This window comes from Dechloromonas aromatica RCB, from assembly GCF_000012425.1.
The window spans coordinates 739,914-762,735 of sequence record NC_007298.1 but is presented as its reverse complement, the minus strand read 5'-3'; the positions used below and the strand labels follow the sequence as shown (position 1 = coordinate 762,735).

The window sequence follows — 22,822 nt, the reverse complement described above, 5'->3', positions numbered from 1 at the left end:
TTGGTGATAATGGCTGCGTATGGCCGGTTGCGGCCTCATGCTGATTGAGTTTCACCTCCTAGGCAGCTTCGTGCCCATCGCGGCCTGACAAAAATCGCATATCTACAGGCAGGTTAGCTATCTTCAAGCTGCCCTTGGGTAGGGGCTGCATGCCCTTTACTTTTTCTACGGGCTTCTTCAAGTAGCTCCTTAGCCACCTCCCTTGCCAGAACTAGCGTCTCCTCCGCGTCTTCCTTTGCTACCTGAAGAGTCTTCGCGGCAGCCTTCTTCGCCGCAAGTAGGGTTTCCTGTGCCGATCTATCCAAGGTGCCTGCCACTACCGTCACCGCAGATAGCGCCATTTGTACTATCGCTTCGGCGGCTATTACAGCAAGCGCCGTTGTCTCTGCACGCTTTGTCAGCCTTTCTGCAGCGATAGACGCATCCAAGAAAATTTTTCCCTTTTCTAATTCTTCTTCGGATGCAACCGTTGCATCAACATGCCCTAAGTTCGATGCAGATGTCGCAGGATTAAGTTCCATAATCTTTGACCTTTGGTGATTGCCTAATCTCGCCAGGCAGTTGGAAAACTGGAGATGCCGCGAGAGGTTAGAGCATTCATCAACTGCGCTATGTGCGCTAGCGCTCATCCGCAAACCGTTGCATTGCTGACTGAAGGTCTCATATCGGCAAAACTCGCGCTCACCTCTGAGCAATTGTCTCTCATCTGGCTGTGCTGAATGGCGGGAGTCTGATTAGTGAGTTGCCGTTCGCAAAGCACAATATTTCAAAGCTCCTACGGCCGGTTGTAGCCGTCTTGAGGCAGTCGTGCTGCCTGATACGAGCCATTTCGTGGCTACGGCTGCTTTCTGAATATTGACACGGCCGGAGCGTGTAGAGTAGAGATGTGACGCGGTAGCATTAGGCTTGGTATGTCTGTTGTCCGCCCCTTTCGTCTGGCGGTGCCCAAGTAACTCTGCCGTAACCCCGTTTTCACATCCCCCTCATCGAACCGGACATGCAGATTTCCCGCATCCGGCTCTCGGACACGACATCACGCCTTCACCCACGCCTCGCTGCGCCCACGTGCGCCCAGACGTACGAGACCAAAGTACCCGTAGAGGTGCGAGAGTGGATAGCTCCCGCCCTTGCAATGTCTGAGCTTGTACTTGTAGCGCAACCACCGACGCAACCGCGTTGCCGTGTAACTGTCGAGCGCACGATAGGCGCGACTGACGTTCCCTACACTGAAGTAGTTCGCCCAGCCGCGTAGCGTCCGATTCAACTTGCCCACCAGCTCCGTGGTCTCTTGCCAACCCGTTTGCCGCTCAGTCATGTCATGGATTTTCTCCACCATGCGTCGAATGCTTTTCTTCGACGGCCACAGAGCGATCTGCGGCTTCCCTGTGCGCGGCACATATCGCCGTCCAAACGAGTAACCCAGAAAGTCGAACGTCCCTGCCGGTACCTGACAGATTCGTGTCTTTTCCTCGTTCACCGTGAGCTTCAGTTTCCCCATGATCGTGCGCATCCATTGCAAGGCTTCTTCCGCCTTGCCACACTTGCACAGGATCACGAGGTCGTCGGCATAGGTGACGATGCGACTGCCAAGGCTTCGCTCCAACCCCAGTTTCTTCCACGCCAGCACAAACCGCCGCATATACAAATTCGATAGCAGCGGCGAGATCGGTGAGCCTTGCGGGATACCTCGCCCCTGATCTTTGGCCTCGGTCGTCCGTTTCTTCCGTCCTCGCTGATCGGTTTCCTCAACCGCGCACTCCAGCCACATCTTGATAAGATGTAGCACACGCCGATCCACGATGCGTCGCGCCAGCGACTTCATCAGTTCAGAATGTGGAATGCTGCCGAAGTAGTCCGACAGGTCGGCATCGACAACGTCCGTTTGTCCAAGGTAGAGCCGGTTCTTCACTTCTTCTGCCGCCTGCTGGGCATTGCGGCCCGGCCGGTAGGCATACTGTTCATCAGGAAGATCAGCTTCAAAGATAGGTTCGAGTACCAGCATGGCTGCTGTCATACACACTCGATCATGCAGCGTTGAAATGCCCAGAGGCCTTAACTTGCCATTGGCTTTCGGGATAAACACTCTCCGAATTGGATCCGGTCGGTAGCTCTCCTCTTTGAGCGCAAGCGCCAGTTCCTCCAGCCATCGCCGCACACCATACGCCTCGACATCCTCGAAATCCTGACGATCCACACCCGGCGCGCCCTTATTGGAGCGGCACTGGGCATAGGCATGCGCCAAAATATCCGTGCGATAAATCTTGTCGTACAGCGCGTAGAAACGATATCCAGATTCCGACTTCGCTTTCGCGTGTAACGCCATCTGCAGTTTCTGAACATGCAACGGAGTTGATAGGTTGCCCAATCTCCACGTCCTCACTACGTAGTGCGTCTGTCATGAACCAAGGCCCCTTCCCTCCACCGGCATTACCCGGCTTCCCCGGTACTACGGACCTCTCCGCCACCCTATGACGCCCGAACCATCCCTCACGGGTGTTCGGTTGGCCATCCCTGACCACGCCATAGGGCTTCCCGTGTTGCGTGCGCTTTCCTTGTGTACATGCTGTCGCCAATACCCCGGCACAGCGACTGACGGTACATCCTTGCTCATCCCTTCAGTCGTATCAGCCTTCCCCAGAAGGGCTGCTGGGTCGGCCTGTGCATCGTCCTTTTCGAGGCTTATTCAGCGTTCACTCGCGTTACGGCCTGCACACTCGCGCTGCCACCAGAATTTGTGGCCCGCTATCCGAAGGCTTCAGCCATTTCGTTACCTCCATGACTGCTCCGGTTGCTTCCGGCTGGAGCATTTCGCCGGGTGGGGCTTTCACCCACTGGAAAAGCGCCGCCTTTGCACGGCGCACGCCCGTTGCGGACCTTCTAGCCGCAATCTGCTAGTCGGCTGTTAACAAAGTATTGCCGCCATTGCAGTCAATGGTCGCCCTCAACTCCTTACAGGCTCATTGGTTATCGTTTTGCTGAAAAAAACTCAGCCAAAGAAAGCCGAGCCCCCCCGCAGCAACAGATGCCATCAAGATAGCCATTTTTGACGCGTTGATAATGCTCGCATTGTTGGTAAATGCAAGATTCGTGATGAAAATGGACATCGTAAAACCAATACCTCCCAAGATGCCGGCGCCAACGATGTGAGTCCACTTCAGATCGTCCGGAAGCCGACAAACCCCGATCGCCACGGTAACGAAGCTCAACAAGGCAATCCCAAGCGGTTTCCCAAATACCAAGCCACCGATGATGCCCAAACTATTGGGGGTTAGCAGTTCATGCTGCCATTCAGAGCCAATCACGATCCCGGTATTGGCCAAGGCAAAAATCGGCAAAATGATGAACGCCACCGGCTTGTGCAGGAAGTGCTCTAGTCGATGAGAAGGGGATTTTTCATCATCGGCTTTGGCGGAAAAAGGAATGGCAAACGCAAGCAGTACGCCGGCAATCGTTGCATGAACACCGGACTTGAGCATCAAAAACCACATCAACGCGCCGCCAAGCAGGTAGGGAAGCAGCGACATCACCCGGAATATTCGATTGAGCACCAGCAGTAGGCCGAACACCGCCAGCGCACTTAGCAGATAGACCAAGGAAAACTGCTGGGTATAGAACATGGCGATCACGATGATCGCACCCAAGTCGTCCATCACTGCGAGCGCAGTCAAGAACACCTTCAGCGATGCGGGAACCCGACTCCCCAACAGCGCCAGCACGCCGAGCGCAAAGGCAATATCAGTTGCCATCGGAATACCAGTTCCGGCTTGAGTCGGCGTGCCAACGTTCAGTGTGTAATGTATCAATGCTGGCACCCCAATGCCGCCGATTGCGGCAAAGATTGGCAGCAAGGCATTCCTGAAATTTGAAAGCTCGCCGTTGTACAGTTCGCGCTCCAGTTCCAAGCCGACAAACAGGAAGAACACAGCCATCAGCGCATCGTTAACCCAGTGCTCAATGCTTAAACCAGCAACAATGGCATGCCAGAAGCCCTGATAAGCAGGACCTGCAAGCGAATTGGCAATGCTAAGCGACAGGATTGTGCAGAGAATCAACAAAATGCCGCTGGTTTTCTCTGATGCGAAGAAATTGCTGAAGGTTTTAGAAAGTTTAGTCTGAGTATCGGCCATCGTTTTCTTCGCTGTGAAACACTCGTTGGATGGTTTTTAAGAAGTCGTGAAACTGGACACCATCTCGTTCTTACATGGAGATTTCTTTCCTTTTGCGCAGCGATTTTGAGCGCATTTCACCGTCTGCTTTCACGTTATTGGGTAAGGCCCTATTCATCCAGAGCGAAAGCTCACTCACGAGTTTCAGCAGTTCTTTGTCCCGTACCCGGTAATACATGTTCCTGCCCCTGGGTTCGGCGTTGACCAATGCGGCATTTCGCAGAAAGCGAAGATGAAATGATGTGTTGCTCTGCCCAATGCCGGTTTCACTCATCAGTTCAGACACAGACTTACAGTCACTTCCTATGGCACAGAGAATACGGAGCCGATTTGGTTCCCCCAGCAGCCTGAAGACATCCGCCAGGCAGTTAATTGTGCTTACTCCCAAGCGCTCGAATTTGTTTGGCATACGTTGAATGTTAGATACTGGTTTGTGCGGCATTGCAATGTTCATTTTCGTGAATAGGTCACCTTGTTGCTGCTCGGAAAGAAGGCTTGCCAGACCTCGATCAGCTTCCATGCATACTCAACCTCACGAGGTCTGCAACGCTATCGACGTCCAGTTTCGACATCACATGAGCCTTGTGCACCTCAACCGTGCGGACACTAATCCCGAGCTTTTCGGCAATTTCGCGGTTGTGATAACCACCGACCACGAGATTCATGACCTCCTGCTCACGCGGGGTCAACTGACCCAGGAGATAGTTCGCTTTTTCACTCGCCGACTTCCGATCTTGCATCAAACTTTGCGAATTAAATGCCTGCTCGATAGCTTCAAGCATCTTGTCGTGATCAATCGGCTTTTCAAGAAAATCGATTGCGTTCGACTTGAATGCTCGCCGTGCTGATTCGACGTCGCCATGACCGGTGATGACAACCACGGGCAAGGTGCAGCCCATCTCGATTAGCCGTTCCTGTAACGACAACCCATCCATGACAGGCATCCGAATGTCGATCAGTAGACACCCCGTCCAATCTGCCTGCCACGCCTTCAAGAAGTCTGGTGCCCCAGAAAAAATCGCTGTTCGATAGCCGCGAACACTGAATAGAAGGGCAAGCGCATCGCGAACGGAAGCGTCGTCATCAACGATAAATACGGTCAGATCATGTTTAGGCATCATTCGTCCCTTTTTCATGAGTGGGCAGCGAGAACCGGAATACCCCGCTGTCGCCTGGTTGTGCCCAAAGCTGGCCACCATGCGCCTCAACCAATGCGCGACTAATAACGAGCCCCAATCCGAGGCCGCTCGACTTCGACGAGGTGAACGGCTCGAACAGACTGCCAACTGCACTTGCAGAGAGGCCATGACCGCTATCGCTTACCGTGATGGTAACGGTGTCATCGGTCTCAGCATCAACGGTCACGTTGATGTGCCGCGGCCCCTCGGGTCGTAATGCAATTGCGTCGAAAGCATTGGCCAGCAAGTTACGCAAAACCAGTTCGATTTGCAGGCGATCAACCCGCACGGTGGTTGCTGCTTCCTCAAGGCGAAGTTGAACCCCTTCGCTGACAGCACGGTCGGCAAATCGGCTTGCCGCCGAGGAGATGAGCGTGCCAACGTCGATCAACTCAAGTCGTGTTGCACCGGTCCGGAAAAAGTCACGTACCCGACGAACGACCTCAGCCGCCCGTCCGGATTCGGCAACCATCCGCCGGATTGCGTCGCGTAGCACTTCACCAGTTTCCCCGCGCTCCAGGAGGTATTCGCAAGCATTCCCGTATGCCGCCAGAGCAGTCATCGGCTGATTTAGCTCATGAGCTAATGCGCCAGCCATCTCGCCAGCTGCTGCCAGGTGCAATGTCTGCTTGAGCTTTTCCACGGCTAAACGCTGTTCATCGACCACTACGCCGATGAAGAAGCCAACCAGCGCCAGCACGGCACCCAGCATCTGGAACTCCAGAACGGTGACTGCGACAAGATCCAACCACTCGACAGCGAAGATAATGCCGGCCTGCAAAATGAAGGCCGAAGTAGCGGCACCCGATAGGCCTTGGCGAGCCGCCGCCCAGATAACCGGCAGGAAGAGGAAGTAGAAATACTGAAATTCAGCAGAGGCACCGTTTCCAAAAGTCACCCAGAGCATGGCCACCGCCAACGCGGTATAGCCACCTGTCTCCCAACTTGAAAGGACGCTGCGAAGTCGAGCTTGGCCCGAGTGGGTTAACAGCATCCACAGCATGGGCATACTGACGACGATCCCGACGCAATCGCCGACCCAGAATCGGATCAACCCATCAATCCGATCCCCCGCGGGCAGAAGGCCCGTCAGCGCCAGCAGGGAAATGTAGTTCAAACTATTTATAAGTGTGCCGATGACCACAATGCTGAGCCAGGTCGTCAGGTGAATGCGATCACCAAATACCTCGCCATGGCGAAGTCGTCTGCGTAGAAACTCACCGATTGCGCCGTAGCCAATCGTCAAGACCATTGACAATACGACGGTCATCAAAAAAGCGGCGGGCATGGCGCGGATGAAAAACTCCCCAGCCATGATGGCAACAAACCACGGAATCGCTGTGATGCGCCCAAAGCGCATCCACAAGGCCAAGCCCAAGGCAGGTGCTGGGTTCCATAGCGTGATGTTCAGCCCGAGAAGCGGATGGATATAGCTCGCCCAGTCGAGCGCAATGTATGCGGCTATAAACGCGAGCAACTGGGTCAGGCGCAACATGGGATTGAGCAATCTGCGAAGTGGTTTTGTTTCCATTCTGGTCATCTCTCAATATTCGCGCATCCCGAACTCCCCTAAGTAAAACCCTTAGTTGGTGCTCCATTCTGCCGAATTCACGCATCAATACTCGCTGTTGGGCCGCTTACCCCTGCATCGAAGCAACCCAATTCCCTTAGATGGATTCCCGAATTTTCAACGACTAGCGGGCTCCTTAGGATGCTCTCGAAGGCGTGCCAATCTGGCATCTAAAGCGAGGTCATCATGGATTACCGCAGGACTCAATTGGTTCCAGGCATCAAGGTTGCAATTTGCGTTGCTGCTGTCTTCGTCGGCCACGCCTCCGCATTTGCGGATTGTCGTAAAGAGCCCGGAGCACAGTGTCAGGGCGCAGTCCTGAAAAGCGTCATTTGGAAAAATGCCGACATCAGTGGCGGCAACTTCCGCAATGCCAATTTTGAAGGTGCAAATTTAGAGGGAACTCGGTTTAAGGGTGCCGATCTGCGGGGGGCCAACCTGAAATCCGCCCGTCTCGAGCGTAGCGACCTCGCCGATGCCAATCTCGAAGGGGCCGACCTAAGGGGCGCAAATCTTCGAAGTGCCAGCCTAACAAGGGCGCAACTTGGCAGCGCCAAATTATCCAAAGCCTTTTTGGAAGGCGCAGACCTTTCCAGTTCGCGCCTGATTGGCGCTGATTTGACCCGCGCCCAATTGGTTGGAGCTGACTTGCAACTTGTGGACCTGCGCGGGGCACAGCTTGACGGCGCTTTCCTGAATTACTCGAACCTGAAGCAGGCAAACCTGAGCGGCTCCTCGATCCAGCGCTTTCGAATCATCGGTGCGCGGCTAGCCGAGGCCATCTGGATTGACGGCACGGTGTGCAGTTCCACATCGGTCGGTTCGTGCGAATAAGTACGTCTATCGAACCACTCGACCAACTCGCTACGGAAGAATAGACATGCTGACAGTGCTGGCCGTCGTTTTCGTGATTGCCTATGCGGCTATTGCCTTGGAACATCCACTCAAGGTCAACAAAGCAGCTTCGGCGTTATTGGGTGCCGGATTGCTGTGGACCATTTACGCACTCTCCATGGGCGATGCCCACATCGTCGGCGAGCAGCTTGACGAATCGCTGATGGGTACGGCTCAGATCATATTTTTCCTGATGGGTGCGATGACGATAGTGGAAGTCATTGACGCCCATAATGGGTTCGACGTCATCACGGCACGCATCAAGACAACCAAACTGACCACGCTATTATGGTTGGTTGGCTTTGTTACCTTTTTCCTGAGCGCCATCCTCGACAACCTAACCACCACCATCGTGATGATTTCACTGATGCGGAAGTTGCTAGATGAGCACGAAGACCGTTTGTTCTTTGCCGGCATTATCGTAATCGCTGCAAACTCCGGTGGCGCATGGTCGCCAATTGGTGACGTGACCACCACCATGCTGTGGATAGGTGGTCAGATCACGAGTATCGAGATCATCAAGGGCGTCCTGCTACCGTCGTTGGTCAGCTTGCTCGTGCCGCTTTTGATCACGGCTTACCGCCTGCGCGGTCGCGATGTCGTCGCTCCAGCACGCGTGGGTGACGATCACGGAATGCACACGAGTGTATTTGAACGAAATCTCATGTTTGCTTTGGGGCTTGGTGTCCTGGTTGCTGTTCCGGCCTTCAAGACCCTTACGCACCTCCCGCCATTCATGGGCATCCTCTTCGGATTGGGAGTCTTGTGGCTGGTCGGCGACCTGGTCCATCGGGACAAGGAAGATGCCACCAAGCAGCACCTCACGTTGGTGCATGCATTGAGCAAAATAGACATGAGTTCGCTCGTGTTCTTTATCGGTATTCTGCTTTCAGTCGCCACGCTGGAACATACGCACATCCTGACCGCTTTGGCACAGTGGTTGGACCATTCAGTTGGCCGCCAGGACGTCATAGTGATGATCATTGGTATTGCCAGTGCGATTGTGGACAACGTGCCTTTAGTCGCAGCATCGATGGGCATGTATAGCCTGGCCGATTACCCGGCCAACCATTTCTTGTGGGAGTTTCTGGCTTACTGCGCCGGTACTGGCGGATCGATACTTATCATTGGCTCTGCTGCGGGTGTCGCTGCCATGGGCATGGAAAAAATTCACTTCTTTTGGTACGTAAAAAAAATCAGTGCTTTGGCGTTATTCGGGTATTTGGCCGGTGCCGGCGTCTACCTTTTGCAATACCCATTGCTTCATTGACTCAAACTGCTATTAATGGGAATCGGTCCTCCGGCAGCTTGCGAGTGCAGCTGCCATTCGGATGGCAGCTTTCCGGAGCTGACGAGCGGCGGCTCATGGCCGAACACGGCCTGATGACAACTCAATTTCCAACCCGCCAAGACCGCCCGGCACATGATATTTGCTGCTCGGCGCTGATCAGAAACAACGCGCAAGCAAAGCCTTTGGGAAACTCTGAGTTAATCCTTTTTGGCCTCCCGCAGCTTGCGGTACAGCGTCCGGGGGCTGACACCGAGTCGCTCGGCCAGTTGGACATGATCGCCGCTTGCCTGTAGCCGAACCCAGGCGAGATAGCGCTCCTCCAGCGTGGCCAGATCAACGACTTCGCCGACCCGAAAAGCCCCATCCTCACCCACCAAAGCCGCCGGAACATCGTCGGCCATGTCCAGCAGATGTGGCAGATCTATCGTCTCGCCGTCAGCCATCAAGGTGGCGCGCTCGATCAGGTTGCGCAGCTCACGGATATTGCCGGTGAAACGACGACTGCACAGCCACTCAAGGGCGGCCGGCGAAAACCGTCGCCCCGGTTTGCGATCAACCCGTTCGAGCAGGGAGGCCGCCAGCAAGGGGATGTCCTCGATCCGCTCATGCAGGGCAGGCGTGTGAATCGGGAAAGTATTGATGCGGAAGTAGAGGTCGCGGCGAAAGGTTTCGGCCTGCACCATGGCCCTCAGATCGCGGTGCGTCGCAGTAATCAGCCTGAAATTGGCCGGTAGCCAGTCCAGCCCGCCGACCCGGCGATAGGTGCCGGTTTCGAGCAGGCGAAGCAGCTTGACCTGCAAGGCCAGCGGCAATTCGCCGATTTCGTCGAGGAAGAGCGTGCCACCGGCAGCGGCCTCGACCAGTCCCTGCTTGCGATGCGTGGCGCCGGTAAACGCCCCCTTTTCATAGCCGAACAACTCGCTTTCAAACAGGGTTTCGGTCATGCCGGCGCAGTCCACCGCGACGAAAGGCCCCTCCTCGCGCGCACTGGCCTCATGGATGGCGCGCGCCACCAATTCCTTGCCGGTCCCTGTTTCGCCGAGCAGTACCACGGCGGCATCGGAATTGGCCACGCGAAGAATTTTTTCGAGCATGCTGACAAAGGCCGGCGAGCGGCCAACCAAGCCCTGCGCAGCTGCTCGGCTGCTGGCCTGGCGAACGACACGCATGGTTTCGACGAAATAGACGATTTGCCCCTGGTCATCGCGAATAGGCGTCGTTTCGACAGCCACATGCTCCTCGCCACGAGGCGTGTGATGCAGATGCAGGACGTGCTGTGGCTCGCCCGTTTCCAGGCTCTGCTTCAGCGGGCAGGACTCCCCGGCCTGATCGCAGGGCACGTCGAAGCGATGGGAAACCTCGTAGCAGCAACGCCCGGCCAGCGGCTTGCTGCCGCCAAAATCACGAATATAGGCGGCGTTGGCGGCGACGATCCGGTAGTCGGCCGCCATGACGATGCGCGGCTCGGGAAGGCCATCCAGAAAGGAGATCAGTTCGCTGAGGAAGTGGGCGGTCATGCCAACATTGTCACACGCGCCAGAGTTTCTCGCCATTATTGACACAAAGACCCATCAAAAGAACTAGCCGCCATACACCGAAATACTTAAACGATTGATTTAACTGGATTTAAAATCCGCGCAGATTCAGGCACGCATCTTGATATGAGAATCACCGGAAACCGGCGACACCTCTCCTGCACAAAGCGCTTTCCTCAACGTGTGAACGAACAGGAGTTGGCCACCGAATCTGGCTTGGCGGCATACCCCCTTAGTTCGCCCCGCAGGCTTGCTTTATGCAGCCAGGCCAATCGGCGCCGGCAGTCCCGGTTTCCAACCCTGTTCAACCACTGATCGAGGACCGATGAGCCAGCCCGAAGCCAACCAGCAGCAAGACAGCGTTGCAAAAGTTTCCTTCTACGAAAAGCGCAAAAAAATCTACGCAAAAGGCGTTCGCGGTTTTTTCGACAACTGGCGGATCGCCCTCGTCATCTTCACGCAGCTTCTGTTCTACGTCAGCCCCTGGCTGGTCTGGAACGGTCGTCAGGCCATCCTGCTCCACCTCGTCGAACGAAAGTTCTATATTTTCGGCGTCGTTTTCTGGCCGCAGGACGTCATCTACTTGGCTGCCCTGCTGATCGTTTCGGCCTACGCCCTGTTCCTGGTCACAGCCGTGGCCGGCCGACTATTCTGCGGTTATGCCTGCCCACAAACGGTCTACACACAGATGTTCATGTGGATCGAGAACCTGGTCGAAGGCGAGCGCAATGCCCGCATCAAACTCGACAAGGCCCCGCTCGATGCCCGCAAGCTGCGCATCAAAGCGACCAAGCACGGCCTCTGGCTGCTACTGTCGTTATGGACAGGCTTTACACTGGTCGGCTTTTTCACGCCAGTCGAAGAACTGGTCCATAACGTCCTGACCGGCAATCTCGGCCCGTGGGAAACCTTCTGGATTTTCTTCTACGGCGGCTTCACCTACCTGTTCGCCGGCTTCATGCGCGAGCAGGTCTGCAAGTACATGTGCCCCTACGCCCGCTTCCAGAGCGTGATGTTCGACCCGGATACGCTGATCATCACCTACGATCCGGACCGTGGCGAAACCCGCGGGGCACGCAAGAAGGGTGTCGATGCCAAGGCGGCCGGCCTCGGTGATTGCGTCGATTGCGGACTCTGCGTGCAGGTCTGCCCAACCGGCATCGACATCCGCAACGGCCTGCAATACGAGTGCATCGGCTGCGCTGCCTGCGTCGACGTCTGCGACCAGGTCATGGACAAGGTCGGCCTGCCGCGCGGCCTCGTGCGTTATTCGACCGAAAGCGCCATGGAGAAGCACCTGAGCAAGAAAGAAATCCTCGCTCACATCGTCCGTCCGCGCATCCTGCTCTACACGGTCATTCTCGTCATCATCACCGGCCTGGCTGCATGGTTCCTGGCCCACCGCATCCCGCTCAAGGTCGACATCATCCGTGACCGCTCGGTGCTCGCCCGCGAAGCCGAAGATGGTCGGATCGAGAACGTCTACATGCTGCAGATCATGAACACCGAAGAGCAGCCACACCGCTACCGCGTCAGCGTCGACGGCCTACCCGGTGCCGAAATCGCCGGCAATCCGGAGGTGGACGCCAAGGCCGCCGGCCTGACCTCGTTCAACGCCGTGGTCAGCGCGCCCCCCGATGCCGGCAAGATTGGCTCCAACCAGATTCACTTCGACATCGTCGCGGTCGACAATCCGGACATCAAGGTCCGCGAGAAGGCGGCTTTCCTCCTGCCTCAGTAGCCTCAGGCAGACTCCGCTTGGGCGGGAGCTGGTCTCCCGCCATTTTTTTGTACACCGTCAGGGATGCGGCTGAAAAATGGCGCCGCTGGCCACCCCACGCACCGTCCGGAACAGCGTGATCGCCCAGAAAAAACAAAGCAGCAACCAGGCCGCAACACCGATGGCCAAGGTACTGCTCCAGCCAAGCAGTTTGGTCAGGCGCAGGCTTTCGGCGGCAAAAGCGCCAACCGGGAAGGTAAAGCCCCACCACGACAGGGCAAAAGGTAGTTGGCCGGCGGCCCGTGCCGACAAGGTGAGCAAACTGGCCATGACCAGCCACCAGACGCCAAAGCCCCAGACCAGCAGCATCAGCACCGTCGCCACTTCGCGTGCCGCCGGGTAGGGCAACTGTTCGACCAGATTCATCAGGCTGACCGGGATGGCACCAATCGGCGCCAGGTGTATCCATATCGTCGGCGCCAGGGCACCCAGGGCCGGCTTGTGCAGGTACTTCCGGTGCAGTGTCAGACCAAACAGACCCAGGTACATCATGCTGCCCGCCCCCAGGCCAATCAGGTTGATGGTGAGCGCCCACTCGCGTAAAGCGCCCTCCATGTGGGCCAACAGCGGCCCGCCGGCCAGGGGCATCACGACAAGACCGACCGCCGGAATAAAGTGGGCCGGTGTCACATGATCAACAGCCACGTGCTCGCCGCGGAACATGATGAAGAGCACGGCAAAACTGAAGACAAAATGCAGGATTACGCCCAGCCACCATAGCGTCAGCACCACCTCAAGACAGGAGGTGAACATCAGCCACTGCGCTGCCAGCACCAGCAAGGCAATCGAAAAAGTCGGGTAGAAATTGGCCTGTACGGGATGCATCATGGTCTGCATCGCAGCCGACCGAAAGCGCAGCCAACGGGTCAGCCAAGGCACTGCCAGGACCAGAAAAAGCGCGCTATTGAACCAGTGCAGGAGCTCGGCCGGCAGCGATAGCCACGGCCAGTACAGGGCAAGCCCGTGCGTCGTCATCGCGAAGACGCCCGTTCCCATCACGGCGGCAAACCAGCCGGGAGCAAACGTACGTGAGATATCGGCGAAGCGGGGGTAACTCATTGGACAACCTCTCACAATATTCGGTTTTGCCTGCCCCATCCTTTTGACCACGACAAGACGCACGCAAACCCTCAAAACGCCGGCAATTCGGCGATATACTGGCCCAAACAATATATACCGAAACGGAGGCTGGGCCTGGCACTGTCGGGCCAATGCGCATGGATACCCTGTTCCTGCTCGCTGTCGCCACCGGCGTCATTGTCCTCGTCTTCGACTACACCAACGGTTTCCACGATGCGGCCAATATCGTTGCCACCGTGATTGCCTCGCGCGCCATGACCCCGGCCCAGGCAGTCCTCATCGTCGGCGTCTTCGAGTTTCTCGGCCCACTGCTCGGCGGCACCGCCGTCGCCAACACCATCGGCACGTTCGTCGCGCTCGACGGCGTGGTCCCCATCCTGTCGCTGTCCATTCTGCTTTGCGGCCTGATCGGCGCCATTGTCTGGAATCTCGGCACCTGGTATTTCGGCATTCCCTCCTCGTCGTCGCACGCGCTGGTCGGCGGACTGATCGGAGCAGTCGTCGTTTCCGTCGGTAGCGAGCATGTCGTCTGGGGTTTTGCCGAACTGGCCAATGGCCACTTGACCGGCATCGTCAAGGTATTGGCCGCGCTGCTTCTGTCGCCACTGCTCGGCTTCTGGCTGGGCTTCCTGACTCACCGGCTACTCACCGCCCTGCTGCTTGCCGCCAACCCGGCAGCCAACGCCCGACTACGTGGCCTGCAATATCTCACCGCCGCCGGTCTCGCCTTCTCGCACGGCGCCAACGATGCCCAGAAGAGCATGGGTATCCTGACGCTGGTCCTGCTCCTTGGCGGGTTCATCCCGACTTTCGAGGTTCCGCTGTGGGTCATGATCGCCTGCGCCACGTCAATCACGCTCGGCATCATGTCCGGTGGCTGGCGCATCGTCCGCACCCTGGGTTTCGCCATCTACCGCGTGCGGCCGATCCACGCCCTTGGCTCGCAACTGACCTCCTCCGCCGTGATCCTCGCCGCTTCGGTCGCTGGCGCCCCGGTATCCACCACCCATGTCGTCGCCACCTCGATCATGGGCATCGGCGCCTCGGAACGGCCACGCGCCGTGCGCTGGGCCAAGGCCAAGGACATCGCCACGACCTGGCTGATCACCATTCCCGGCGCCGCCATTGTCGCCATCCAGGCCTACGCCCTGGTCCATCTCTTTCTCGGAGGCCCGCCATGAGCGAAGACAACAAGCCGTCGATCTTCCGCCGCCTGTTCGATCGAGTGTTCCCGAAGATGCCGGATTTCTTCTCCCTGCTGTCCGAACAGTGCGAGCAGGTCGCCCATACGTCGGGGCTGCTCGTCGAGTTCATGGAAACCGGCGACGCCAAGGTCGGTCTTTCAATTCGCCAGGACGAACACGAGGCCGACCGGATCAAGATTCGCAACCTGCACACCCTGAACGAAGCCTTCTCGACCCCGATCGACCGCGAGGACATCTACCGGGCGATTGTCGACCTCGACGAGATCGTCAATTACTGCAAGACAACCGTCAGCGAAATGGAAGTACTCGACTTGCCACCGGACAAGCACTGCCTGGAAATGGCCATGCACATCAAGCTCGGCACCGATGCGCTGGCCCAAGGCTACGCCCGGCTGGCCAAGCAGCCACTGGAAGCCGCCGCCGATGCCGATTCAGCCCGCAAGGCAGAACGTCGCGTTGAAAAAAACTACCGCCGCGCCATCGCCGAACTGTTCGTCGGCGACAACTACATCCACATGTTCAAGCGCCGCGAAATCTACCGCCACCTGTCCAATGCCGCCGACCGCATGGCCAACTGCGCCAATACGCTGCACGACATCGTGGTCAAGATGACCTGAAAACCCCAATAGATCGCCGCATGCTGAAAACCCTGTCGCACCGCCTGCTCTCCCTGCTTGGCTGGACCTTGATCGAGCCGCCGGAACGCCCGGCTCGTGCAGTGCTGGTCGGTTACCCGCACACCACCAACTGGGATGGGGTCTATGCCCTGCTCGTCAAATGGGGACTCGGTTTGGACGCGCGCTGGGTCGGCAAGGACTCGCTATTTTTCTGGCCGGTTGGCGGGCTGATGCGCCGACTGGGCGGCATCCCGATCGATCGTAGCGCGCCACGCGGTTTCGTCGCCGAGATGGCTGCACAATTCGCCGCCCGCCCCAACTTCCTGCTGGTCATCGCGCCGGAAGGCACACGCAGCCTGACCAAAGGCTGGAAAAGCGGCTTCTACCGGATCGCACTTGAGGCCAAAGTGCCAGTCGCATTAGCCTTCGTCGATTACGCCCGGCGCGAAGCCGGCATCCTGACCTACCTGACGCTGACCGGCGACCCGGCCGCCGACATCGCCGCCATTGCCACCCACTATGCAGGCCGGCAAGGCAAGCACCCGGAACTCGCCTCGCCGATCCGCTGGCTCGACTAGGCGCTATTCGGCAACCAGCACCACCTCTTCACCGGCGAAGCTGACGACCTGCCCCGGTTTCAGTTTTGCCCGCTTTCTCGTGTCCACCGTGGCATCGACTTTGACGCGCCCCTCGGCAATCGCGGCGTGGGCGGCACCACCCGATTCGCACAGGCCGGTGGCCTTGAGCAGTTGATCAAGCTGAATGTAATCGCCACGGATGGCAAAGCTGATGGTCATGGATATTCCTGTCTGTGACGGAGACAAGCAAGAGGTCTGCGCCGCCTGTCGAATCTCCCATTGTATCGCCATCGCCATTGGACGGGCCGGCCAAACAGTCGGCGCCCCATCGCGGTGCGTATCGACACAAAGCGCACCAGCCGGGCGCTCCCGGTGTCATAAACGCCCACTTTGGGGCGGGTACGATATTTGCTGAACTCAGCATAATTTACATATCCAACCCCATAACTGTGCACTTTCGACCAATCCGCCAAAATCATTCTGGCGCTACGCCATCTCCGCTCAATCATTCCAGAGTGCTCGACACCCTGGTCAAGAACCTCGAAGGCATGGCCTACCGCTGCCTTCACGACGCCGACTGGACGATGGTTTTCGTCAGCGATGGTTGCCAGGAGCTCAGTGGCTATGCCTCTTCGGAGATTCTCGGCAAGACCGGCGTTTCATGGGAAGAGATTACCCACCCGCAAGACCGCGGGCGCGTCCGTGCATGCATCGAAGACGCGATCGGCAGCGGCCAGCGTTTTGCGGTCCAGTACCGGATCGTTTGCAAGTCGGGACAAGTCAAATGGGTCATCGAGCGCGGCGTGGCGATTCGGGACGAGCTGGACGAGAGCGTGATCGAAGGTTTCATCGAGGATATTTCGGTACGCCGCACGACACTCGAAGCGCTCGAGGCTGCCGAGCAGCGCTATCGCAACATCTTCGAACATGCCTCCGAGGGTATTTTCCAGTCCACCCGCGACGGCCATTACCTGGCCGCCAACCCGGCGCTGGCTAAATTGTATGGCTATGACAATGCCCAGGCGTTGATGACCGATCTGGCCGACATCGAACGCCGGCTCTATGTCCAGCCCAATCGTCGGGAAGAATTTCTCACGCTGATCGAAAAAAATGGCGCGATCCTCAACTTCGAGTCGGAGGTCTATCGCCGCGACGGTTCGCGCATCTGGATTTCCGAGAATGCCCACGTCGTCTTCGGCCCCCAGGGTGAGTTCATCTGCTATGAAGGCACGGTGCAGGACATTTCGGAACGCAAGCGGACCGAGGCTCATCTCCAGCTCATGGCCATGGTCTTCTCGAACAGCAATGAAGCCATCATCGTGACCGATGCCAGCAACCGGATCATCGCCACCAATCCGGCTTTCACCTGCCTGACCGGCTACCAGCCGGACGACGTGATCGGCAAGAATCCGCGCATACTCTCGGCCGGTACGACGCCGACCGAGGTTTTCTCCGACATGTGGACATGTCTGCATCGGGAAGGCGCCTGGCAAGGCGAGCTGTGGGACCGGAAAAAAAATGGCGAGGCCTACCCCAAATGGCTGTCAATCTCGCTGGTCCGCGACGAGGATGGGCAGATTCGCAACCACATCGGCAGCTTCATCGACATTTCCGAGCTCAAGGCGACACAGGAGCGCATCCGCCACCTCGCCCACCACGATACGCTGACCAATCTGGCCAACCGCTTCAGCCTGCACGAAAAACTCGCCCAGGCCCTCGCCTTCTGCAAACGTAACCGCATGCAGCTGGCCCTGATGCTGATCGATCTCGATCGCTTCAAGACCATCAACGATACCCTCGGCCACCAGGCCGGCGACGAACTGCTGGTCCAGGTGGCGAAACGCCTCTCGCACGCCGTCCGCGAGAGCGACATCGTGGCCCGGCTCGGCGGTGACGAATTCGTGATCGCCCTGCCCGGCATCGGCTCGCCGGCCGACGCCGCCCACCTGGCCGACGATATCACTCGCGAGATTTCCGCCCCTTACCTGATCAAAGGCCAGGAGCTGAGAACCTCGCCGAGCATCGGCATCTGCGTGTACCCGGGAGACGGCTCGGAAATCGGCGATCTGCTGAAAAACGCCGATGTCGCGATGTACCACGCCAAGGCCAATGGGCGGGGCAATTACCAGTTTTTCACCGAAGACATGAATATCGCGACCACCGAGCGCATGTGCCTCGAGTCGGACCTGCGTCTGGCCATCACCCGCCGCGAGTTCCTGCTGCACTACCAGCCGCAACTCGACCTGCGCAGCGGCACCATCGTCGGCGTCGAGGCCCTGATCCGCTGGCAGCATCCGACCCGCGGCCTGGTTTCCCCGGCCGACTTCATCCCGATTGCCGAGGAGAGCGGCATGATCGCGGCCATCGGCGACTGGGTGCTCGAGGAAGCCTGCCGCCAGCTCAAGGTCTGGCAGAACCGGGGCATCACCCATCTGCGCATGTCGATCAACCTGAGTGCCGGACAGTTTCTCGACAAGACGCTGCCGGCCCGCATCCATGAACTGCTGGCCGCTAACGACCTGAGTGCGGACCGGCTCGACCTGGAAGTCACCGAATCGATGTCGATGGCGTCGCCGGACGAATCGATCAGCGTGATGAAAACCCTGAGCAGCAGCGGGCTGACCCTGTCCATCGACGATTTCGGCACCGGCTACTCGTCACTGGCCTATCTCAAGCTGCTGCCGATCCACACGCTGAAAATCGACCGCTCCTTCGTCAAGGACATCGAATCCGATCCCAACGACGCCGACATCTGCGACGTCACCGTGCTGCTTGCCCACAAGCTTGGGCTGGAAGTCGTCGCCGAAGGCGTCGAGACCGAGGCGCAACTGAAATTCCTGCTCAGCATCGGCTGCGAAAAGGTCCAGGGCTACCTGATCAGCAAGCCGCTGCCGGCCGACCAGGCGGAAAGGTTCATCCGCAACAATCCGCCGATGAAGGGCCTCGGGACCATTGACCTGTGGCCAGCCCAGGAACAACTCACCCCAATCGAAGAGCACTGCCATGCGTAACAACCAGCCTGTCACGGACGTCGAAACACGCTTGCCGGAGGGCCAGTTCATCTACTCCCGCACCGACCTCAAGGGGGTCATCACCGAAGCCAACGAGGCCTTCGCCCAGATCAGCGCCTACCGGCGTGAAGAGATGCTGGGCGAAAACCACAACATGGTGCGACATCCGGACATGCCGGCCGCCGCCTTTGCCGACATGTGGAACGATCTCCGCGCGGGCCGCCCCTGGCGCGGCGTGGTCAAGAACCGGCGCCGGGATGGCGGCTACTACTGGGTGCTCGCCAATGCCTCGCCGATCCGCGAACACGGGCAGATCGTCGGTTACCAGTCGGTCCGGACCGCCCCCGGCCGCGAGGAAATCAAGGCGGCAGAAAACGCCTACCAGCGTATCCGCCAGGGCGACACGTCGATCGCCGTCAAGCACGGCCGGGTCGTCGCCGCCCGAAAATCCCTGCTCACCCGTTTTACCGGTCTCGGCTTCCAGTTGCCGTTGATGGGCATCCTCGGCTGTTTGCTCGGCCTGTCCGCGCTGCTAGCCAGCCTGCACCCGGACCCGGCACTGGCTCCGCTGCACCTGACGGCAGGCGGCATCGGCATCCTGCTCAGCCTCAACTACCTGCTCGTCTTCGCGCCGCGCCTGAAAAACGACCTCGGCGATACCTTCGCCGCGCTCGACAAGATGCTGACCAGCGGCGACCTGCGCCAGCGCATCGAGCATCGTCGGCACGATCTGGTCGGCGACATGGTCGGCCACATTGACCGCGTCATTTCCTCCTTCCAATCCACCGTCCAGGGCATGGCCGACACCGCTTCGCACGTGCATCGCGTCGCTGGCGAAGTCAGGGAAGGCGTCGGCAATGTCCGCGAGGCGGCCCGCGTGCAGAGCGATGCCACGGCCACTGCCGCCGCCGGCATCGAGCAGATTACCGTCTCGATCGGTGAGGTCGCCACCCATGCCGGCTCGACGCGCGAGGCAGCCGCCCAGGCTTCGGCGCTATCCGAGGAAGGGGCCCGGCTGTCGTCCGAGGCGTGCAGTACCATCCTGTCGCTGGCCGAAACGGTCAAGGGATCGGCCGTTCAGGTCGAGCTTCTGGGCCAGCAATCGGAAGAAATCTCGCGCATCACCGCCGTCATCAAGGGCATTGCCGACCAGACCAACCTGCTGGCGCTCAATGCCGCCATCGAGGCCGCCCGCGCCGGGGATGCCGGCCGCGGCTTTTCGGTGGTCGCCGACGAAGTCCGCAAGCTGGCCGAAAGCACAGCCAAGGCGACCGGCGAGATCGCCGCGATGACCCTATCCGTGCAAGTCGAAACCGGCAAGGCGGTGAACTCCATGCGCCAGGGTGCCCAGCAGGTCGAGAGCGGCGTCCAGCTTGTCCATGAGGCGCAAAACGCCCTGCAGGAAATCAATGCCCAGATGAACCTGACCGTCGGCATGGTCAACGACATCTCCCACTCCTCCATCGAACAGGAGCAGGGCATGACCGTGATGGCGCAAAGCGTTGAGCGGGTGGCCGCCATGACCGAGCAAAACATGGCCGTGGTCAGCCAGACGACGAATACGACCGACTATCTGGCCGAACTGGCCGAGCGGATGAACAAGGCGGTCAACCAGTACATGATCTAGCCGATCAGGATCAGATGCACCCGACACGGGCCGTGGGCACCGAGGACGATGGTTTGCTCAATATCGCCGGTGCGTGACGGGCCGGAAATGAAATTGACGGCCCGCGGCAGGCTGCCGCGTTCGGCGCGGAGCAAGGCAAAAGCGTCTTCCATGGTCGCCACGATGCGCGAAACATCGACCAGCGCGATGTGAGTCTCCGGCAGCAGACTGACCGTGGCCGGCGTTTCCGGCCCGGACAGCAGCATCAGGGTGCCGGTTTCGGCAATGGCGCAGAAGCTGCCGGAGATGCCCACCTTGTCGGCATCCAGCGCCGAACGTGGTTCGACTTGCAAGCCGCCGGCCGCCCAGTCCAGGCGGCCGACATCCGGCGTCACCACGGCCTGCAGCCCAAGGCCGTTTGCGGCCAGATAAGCCGCCACGGCCGCCGGCGCATCTTCCCGCCGGACCACGGCCGTGACCGTGCTCGACAGGCTTTCTGCCTTCAGTCGGAAGCGTTCGGCCAGATTGCCAGCCATGACGGGTTGCGGCCCGCGCCCGGTGTCGATCAGCGAGGCAACGGCCGCCGCCCGGCGTCCGGCAAAATCGTCCTTGCCAACACCACGCCGGACGCGGCCGAGAATTTCGTCTTTGGCGCTCATGCGACCTGATTCCTTGGCGTACCGGCGACGAAGGCCTCGATGTTGTCGATCAACTGATCGGCCAGCGTCAGCATGGCCGGCCGGCTGGACCAGGCGACATGCGGCGTCAGCAGGAAATTGGGCAAGGCCAGCAAGGCCGGATCGAGCATGATATACCCAACGGGCGGCGGTTCGGCGGTGATCACATCGAAGCCGGCACCAGCAATCCAGCCCTCCTTCAGCGCCAAAACCAAGGCCGCCTCATCGACAATGCCGCCGCGCGCCGTGTTGATCAGCAAGGCCGAGCGCTTCATCGCGCGCAATTCCGCTTCGCCAATCAGACCGGTGGTCTCCGCCGTCAGCGGGCAATGCAGGCTGATCGCATCAGCCTCGGCCAGCACTTCGGCAAACGCCGTGTAGCCCGGGCGAACGGCCGCCGCCCCCTTGCGCTCGGCGCGCAGCACGCGCATGCCGAAAGCCTCGGCCAGACGCGCCACGCCATTGCCCAGCGTACCGCTGCCGATCAGACCCAACGTCGCACCGTGCAGGTCGCGGATCGGATGATCGAACAGGCAGAACTGTTCGGCCCGCTGCCAAGCACCAGCTTGCAGGGTTTCCCGCCAGGCGATCAGGTTGCGTGATAGCGCCAGCAGCAGCGCCATGACGTGCTCCGGCACGGTGTGTTCGGCATAGCCGCGAATGTTTGATACAACAATGCCGCGCCGCCGGCAGGCATCGAGATCGACGTTATTGGTCCCGGTCGCCGACACAGCAATCATTTTCAGCTCAGGCAAAGCCTCGATAGCCGCCGCATTGATCGCCACCTTGTTGGTGATGGCAATCGCCGCGCCGGCCAGGCGCTCGACAACCTGGCCCGGTGACGTCTTCGGGTATTCGACCCAGTCATGGGCGAAAACCGGCCGCCTAACCTCGGCAATCAGCGATTCGCCTTCGAGCTGGACGATACGCAACATCAGGCCGCCTTCATTTCAAACAGGGTACCGGCAGACTCGGCAATGGCACCGACCTGCACGCCCAGCGCGGCATGGCCGCTATACACCAGACGATCGACGCCGCCGGCGCACAAGCCGGCGATGGCCGCGGCATCGCCCTGCATCAGATTCAGCACGCCGGCCGGCCATTCAGCACGAGAGGACAGTTCGCACAGCGCATAGACAGCCGACGGCGCCTTCGGGCTCGGTTTGACAACCACGGTCGCCCCCGCCATCAGCGCTGGCGCAATGGTTTCGGCAAAATTAGCCAGCGGCCGGGAATCGTCCAGTACCACGCCAACCACGCCGGTCTGGCCGACCGAAGCGCCTTGCAGCGCGGCAACCGCTTCCCCCACCTCGGCCGTCGCCCGTGCCTCGTCAAAACCGCATTCCTGAACCAGCAACTTGGCGAAATGTCCGGTGTAGCGATCCAGCGCCTCGGCCAGGTTGGCCAGACAATGACGTCGGGCCGGCATACCCATCATCGCCCACTCGGGTTGCGCCGCCTGCGCTGCCTTGACCGCCTCGGCCGCCTCACTGGCACCGCACAACGGCACCCGACGAATGGCATCGCCGGTGGCCGGATTGGTCACGGTAAAAAAGGAATCAGTGACGGTCAAAAAGGCGTGGCCGTTGATCCAAAGCGGAATGGCCATCGGGCCGTCAGGGGCTAATTCCATG

At 59.1% G+C, this 22,822-nt stretch carries 20 protein-coding genes; 8 read left to right on the top strand and 12 right to left on the bottom strand.

The window, feature by feature from the left end; genetic code table 11:
* Window positions 1-113: 113 nt before the first annotated feature.
* The 6 genes from DARO_RS03580 to DARO_RS03555 form a co-directional block, all read right to left on the bottom strand.
* On the bottom strand, window positions 114-521 hold the full coding sequence (locus DARO_RS03580) for a hypothetical protein (RefSeq protein ID WP_041224189.1): 408 nt from the start codon (window positions 519-521) through the stop codon (window positions 114-116).
* A 512-nt stretch (window positions 522-1,033) separates the two neighbouring features.
* Window positions 1,034-2,365, bottom strand: a complete 1,332-nt coding sequence (gene ltrA, locus DARO_RS03575) for a group II intron reverse transcriptase/maturase (RefSeq protein WP_497462968.1) — start codon at window positions 2,363-2,365, stop codon at window positions 1,034-1,036.
* A 592-nt stretch (window positions 2,366-2,957) separates the two neighbouring features.
* On the bottom strand, window positions 2,958-4,127 hold the full coding sequence (nhaA, locus tag DARO_RS03570) for a Na+/H+ antiporter NhaA (RefSeq protein ID WP_011286453.1): 1,170 nt from the start codon (window positions 4,125-4,127) through the stop codon (window positions 2,958-2,960).
* 70 nt (window positions 4,128-4,197) lie between these two features.
* Window positions 4,198-4,686 carry a metalloregulator ArsR/SmtB family transcription factor gene (locus tag DARO_RS03565; RefSeq protein ID WP_049758462.1) on the bottom strand — a complete coding sequence of 163 codons (489 nt, stop codon included), beginning with the start codon at window positions 4,684-4,686 and terminating at the stop codon, window positions 4,198-4,200.
* Entirely contained in the window at window positions 4,676-5,284 is a 609-nt protein-coding gene (locus tag DARO_RS03560; protein WP_157037270.1) for a response regulator, read from the bottom strand. The genes DARO_RS03565 and DARO_RS03560 overlap by 11 nt, the downstream gene beginning before the upstream one ends.
* Complete coding sequence (locus tag DARO_RS03555) at window positions 5,277-6,839, bottom strand: ATP-binding protein (RefSeq protein WP_041224188.1); 1,563 nt, start codon at window positions 6,837-6,839, stop codon at window positions 5,277-5,279. The genes DARO_RS03560 and DARO_RS03555 overlap by 8 nt, the downstream gene beginning before the upstream one ends.
* A 261-nt stretch (window positions 6,840-7,100) precedes the next feature.
* Between DARO_RS03555 and DARO_RS03550 the strand changes: the two genes are divergently transcribed.
* Window positions 7,101-7,748: a pentapeptide repeat-containing protein gene (locus DARO_RS03550; protein ID WP_011286449.1), complete on the top strand. Its 648-nt coding sequence runs from the start codon at window positions 7,101-7,103 to the stop codon at window positions 7,746-7,748.
* A gap of 46 nt (window positions 7,749-7,794) precedes the next feature.
* The gene (gene nhaD / locus DARO_RS03545) at window positions 7,795-9,078 is read left to right on the top strand and encodes a sodium:proton antiporter NhaD (protein ID WP_011286448.1); all 1,284 of its coding nucleotides are present in this window, start codon (window positions 7,795-7,797) and stop codon (window positions 9,076-9,078) included.
* A 218-nt stretch (window positions 9,079-9,296) separates the two neighbouring features.
* On the opposite strand, the gene DARO_RS03540 is transcribed toward nhaD, so the two are convergent.
* Window positions 9,297-10,616 (bottom strand): sigma 54-interacting transcriptional regulator, encoded by a 1,320-nt coding sequence (locus DARO_RS03540; RefSeq protein WP_041224187.1) that lies wholly within the window; start codon window positions 10,614-10,616, stop codon window positions 9,297-9,299.
* Window positions 10,617-10,959: 343 nt separating this feature from the next.
* Here DARO_RS03540 and ccoG point away from each other — a divergent pair, with 343 nt between their 5' ends.
* Entirely contained in the window at window positions 10,960-12,375 is a 1,416-nt protein-coding gene (gene ccoG / locus DARO_RS03535) for a cytochrome c oxidase accessory protein CcoG (RefSeq protein ID WP_011286446.1), read from the top strand.
* Window positions 12,376-12,432: 57 nt separating this feature from the next.
* Here the strand turns inward: ccoG and DARO_RS03530 are convergent, their stop codons facing one another.
* Window positions 12,433-13,473 (bottom strand): TDT family transporter, encoded by a 1,041-nt coding sequence (locus DARO_RS03530; RefSeq protein WP_011286445.1) that lies wholly within the window; start codon window positions 13,471-13,473, stop codon window positions 12,433-12,435.
* Window positions 13,474-13,631: 158 nt separating this feature from the next.
* Between DARO_RS03530 and DARO_RS03525 the strand changes: the two genes are divergently transcribed.
* The 3 genes from DARO_RS03525 to DARO_RS03515 are packed head-to-tail and all read left to right on the top strand — an operon-like array spanning window position 13,632 to window position 15,894.
* A complete protein-coding gene (locus DARO_RS03525) occupies window positions 13,632-14,675 on the top strand; it encodes an inorganic phosphate transporter (RefSeq protein WP_041224698.1) in 1,044 nt (347 codons plus the stop codon).
* Complete coding sequence (locus DARO_RS03520; protein WP_011286443.1) at window positions 14,672-15,316, top strand: DUF47 family protein; 645 nt, start codon at window positions 14,672-14,674, stop codon at window positions 15,314-15,316. Before DARO_RS03525 ends, DARO_RS03520 begins: the two co-directional genes overlap by 4 nt.
* Window positions 15,317-15,336: 20 nt before the next feature.
* A complete protein-coding gene (locus DARO_RS03515; RefSeq protein WP_011286442.1) occupies window positions 15,337-15,894 on the top strand; it encodes a 1-acyl-sn-glycerol-3-phosphate acyltransferase in 558 nt (185 codons plus the stop codon).
* Between the two features lie 3 nt (window positions 15,895-15,897).
* On the opposite strand, the gene DARO_RS03510 is transcribed toward DARO_RS03515, so the two are convergent.
* The gene (locus DARO_RS03510; RefSeq protein ID WP_011286441.1) at window positions 15,898-16,113 is read right to left on the bottom strand and encodes an RNA-binding S4 domain-containing protein; all 216 of its coding nucleotides are present in this window, start codon (window positions 16,111-16,113) and stop codon (window positions 15,898-15,900) included.
* A 296-nt stretch (window positions 16,114-16,409) separates the two neighbouring features.
* Here DARO_RS03510 and DARO_RS03505 point away from each other — a divergent pair, with 296 nt between their 5' ends.
* Both DARO_RS03505 and DARO_RS03500 read left to right on the top strand, forming a co-directional pair.
* Window positions 16,410-18,905, top strand: coding sequence for a bifunctional diguanylate cyclase/phosphodiesterase (locus DARO_RS03505; protein WP_049758460.1), 2,496 nt, complete (start codon window positions 16,410-16,412; stop codon window positions 18,903-18,905).
* A complete protein-coding gene (locus DARO_RS03500) occupies window positions 18,898-20,532 on the top strand; it encodes a methyl-accepting chemotaxis protein (protein WP_011286439.1) in 1,635 nt (544 codons plus the stop codon). The genes DARO_RS03505 and DARO_RS03500 overlap by 8 nt, the downstream gene beginning before the upstream one ends.
* Here DARO_RS03500 and DARO_RS03495 read toward each other — a convergent pair.
* The 3 genes from DARO_RS03495 to DARO_RS03485 are packed head-to-tail and all read right to left on the bottom strand — an operon-like array spanning window position 20,529 to window position 22,821.
* Entirely contained in the window at window positions 20,529-21,170 is a 642-nt protein-coding gene (locus DARO_RS03495; protein ID WP_011286438.1) for a LutC/YkgG family protein, read from the bottom strand. The two genes, DARO_RS03500 and DARO_RS03495, sit on opposite strands and share 4 nt — an antisense overlap.
* Window positions 21,167-22,123, bottom strand: coding sequence for a D-2-hydroxyacid dehydrogenase (locus DARO_RS03490; RefSeq protein ID WP_011286437.1), 957 nt, complete (start codon window positions 22,121-22,123; stop codon window positions 21,167-21,169). Before DARO_RS03490 ends, DARO_RS03495 begins: the two co-directional genes overlap by 4 nt.
* Window positions 22,123-22,821 carry an aldehyde dehydrogenase family protein gene (locus DARO_RS03485; protein WP_011286436.1) on the bottom strand — a complete coding sequence of 233 codons (699 nt, stop codon included), beginning with the start codon at window positions 22,819-22,821 and terminating at the stop codon, window positions 22,123-22,125. The genes DARO_RS03490 and DARO_RS03485 overlap by 1 nt, the downstream gene beginning before the upstream one ends.
* Window position 22,822: the final 1 nt, after the last annotated feature.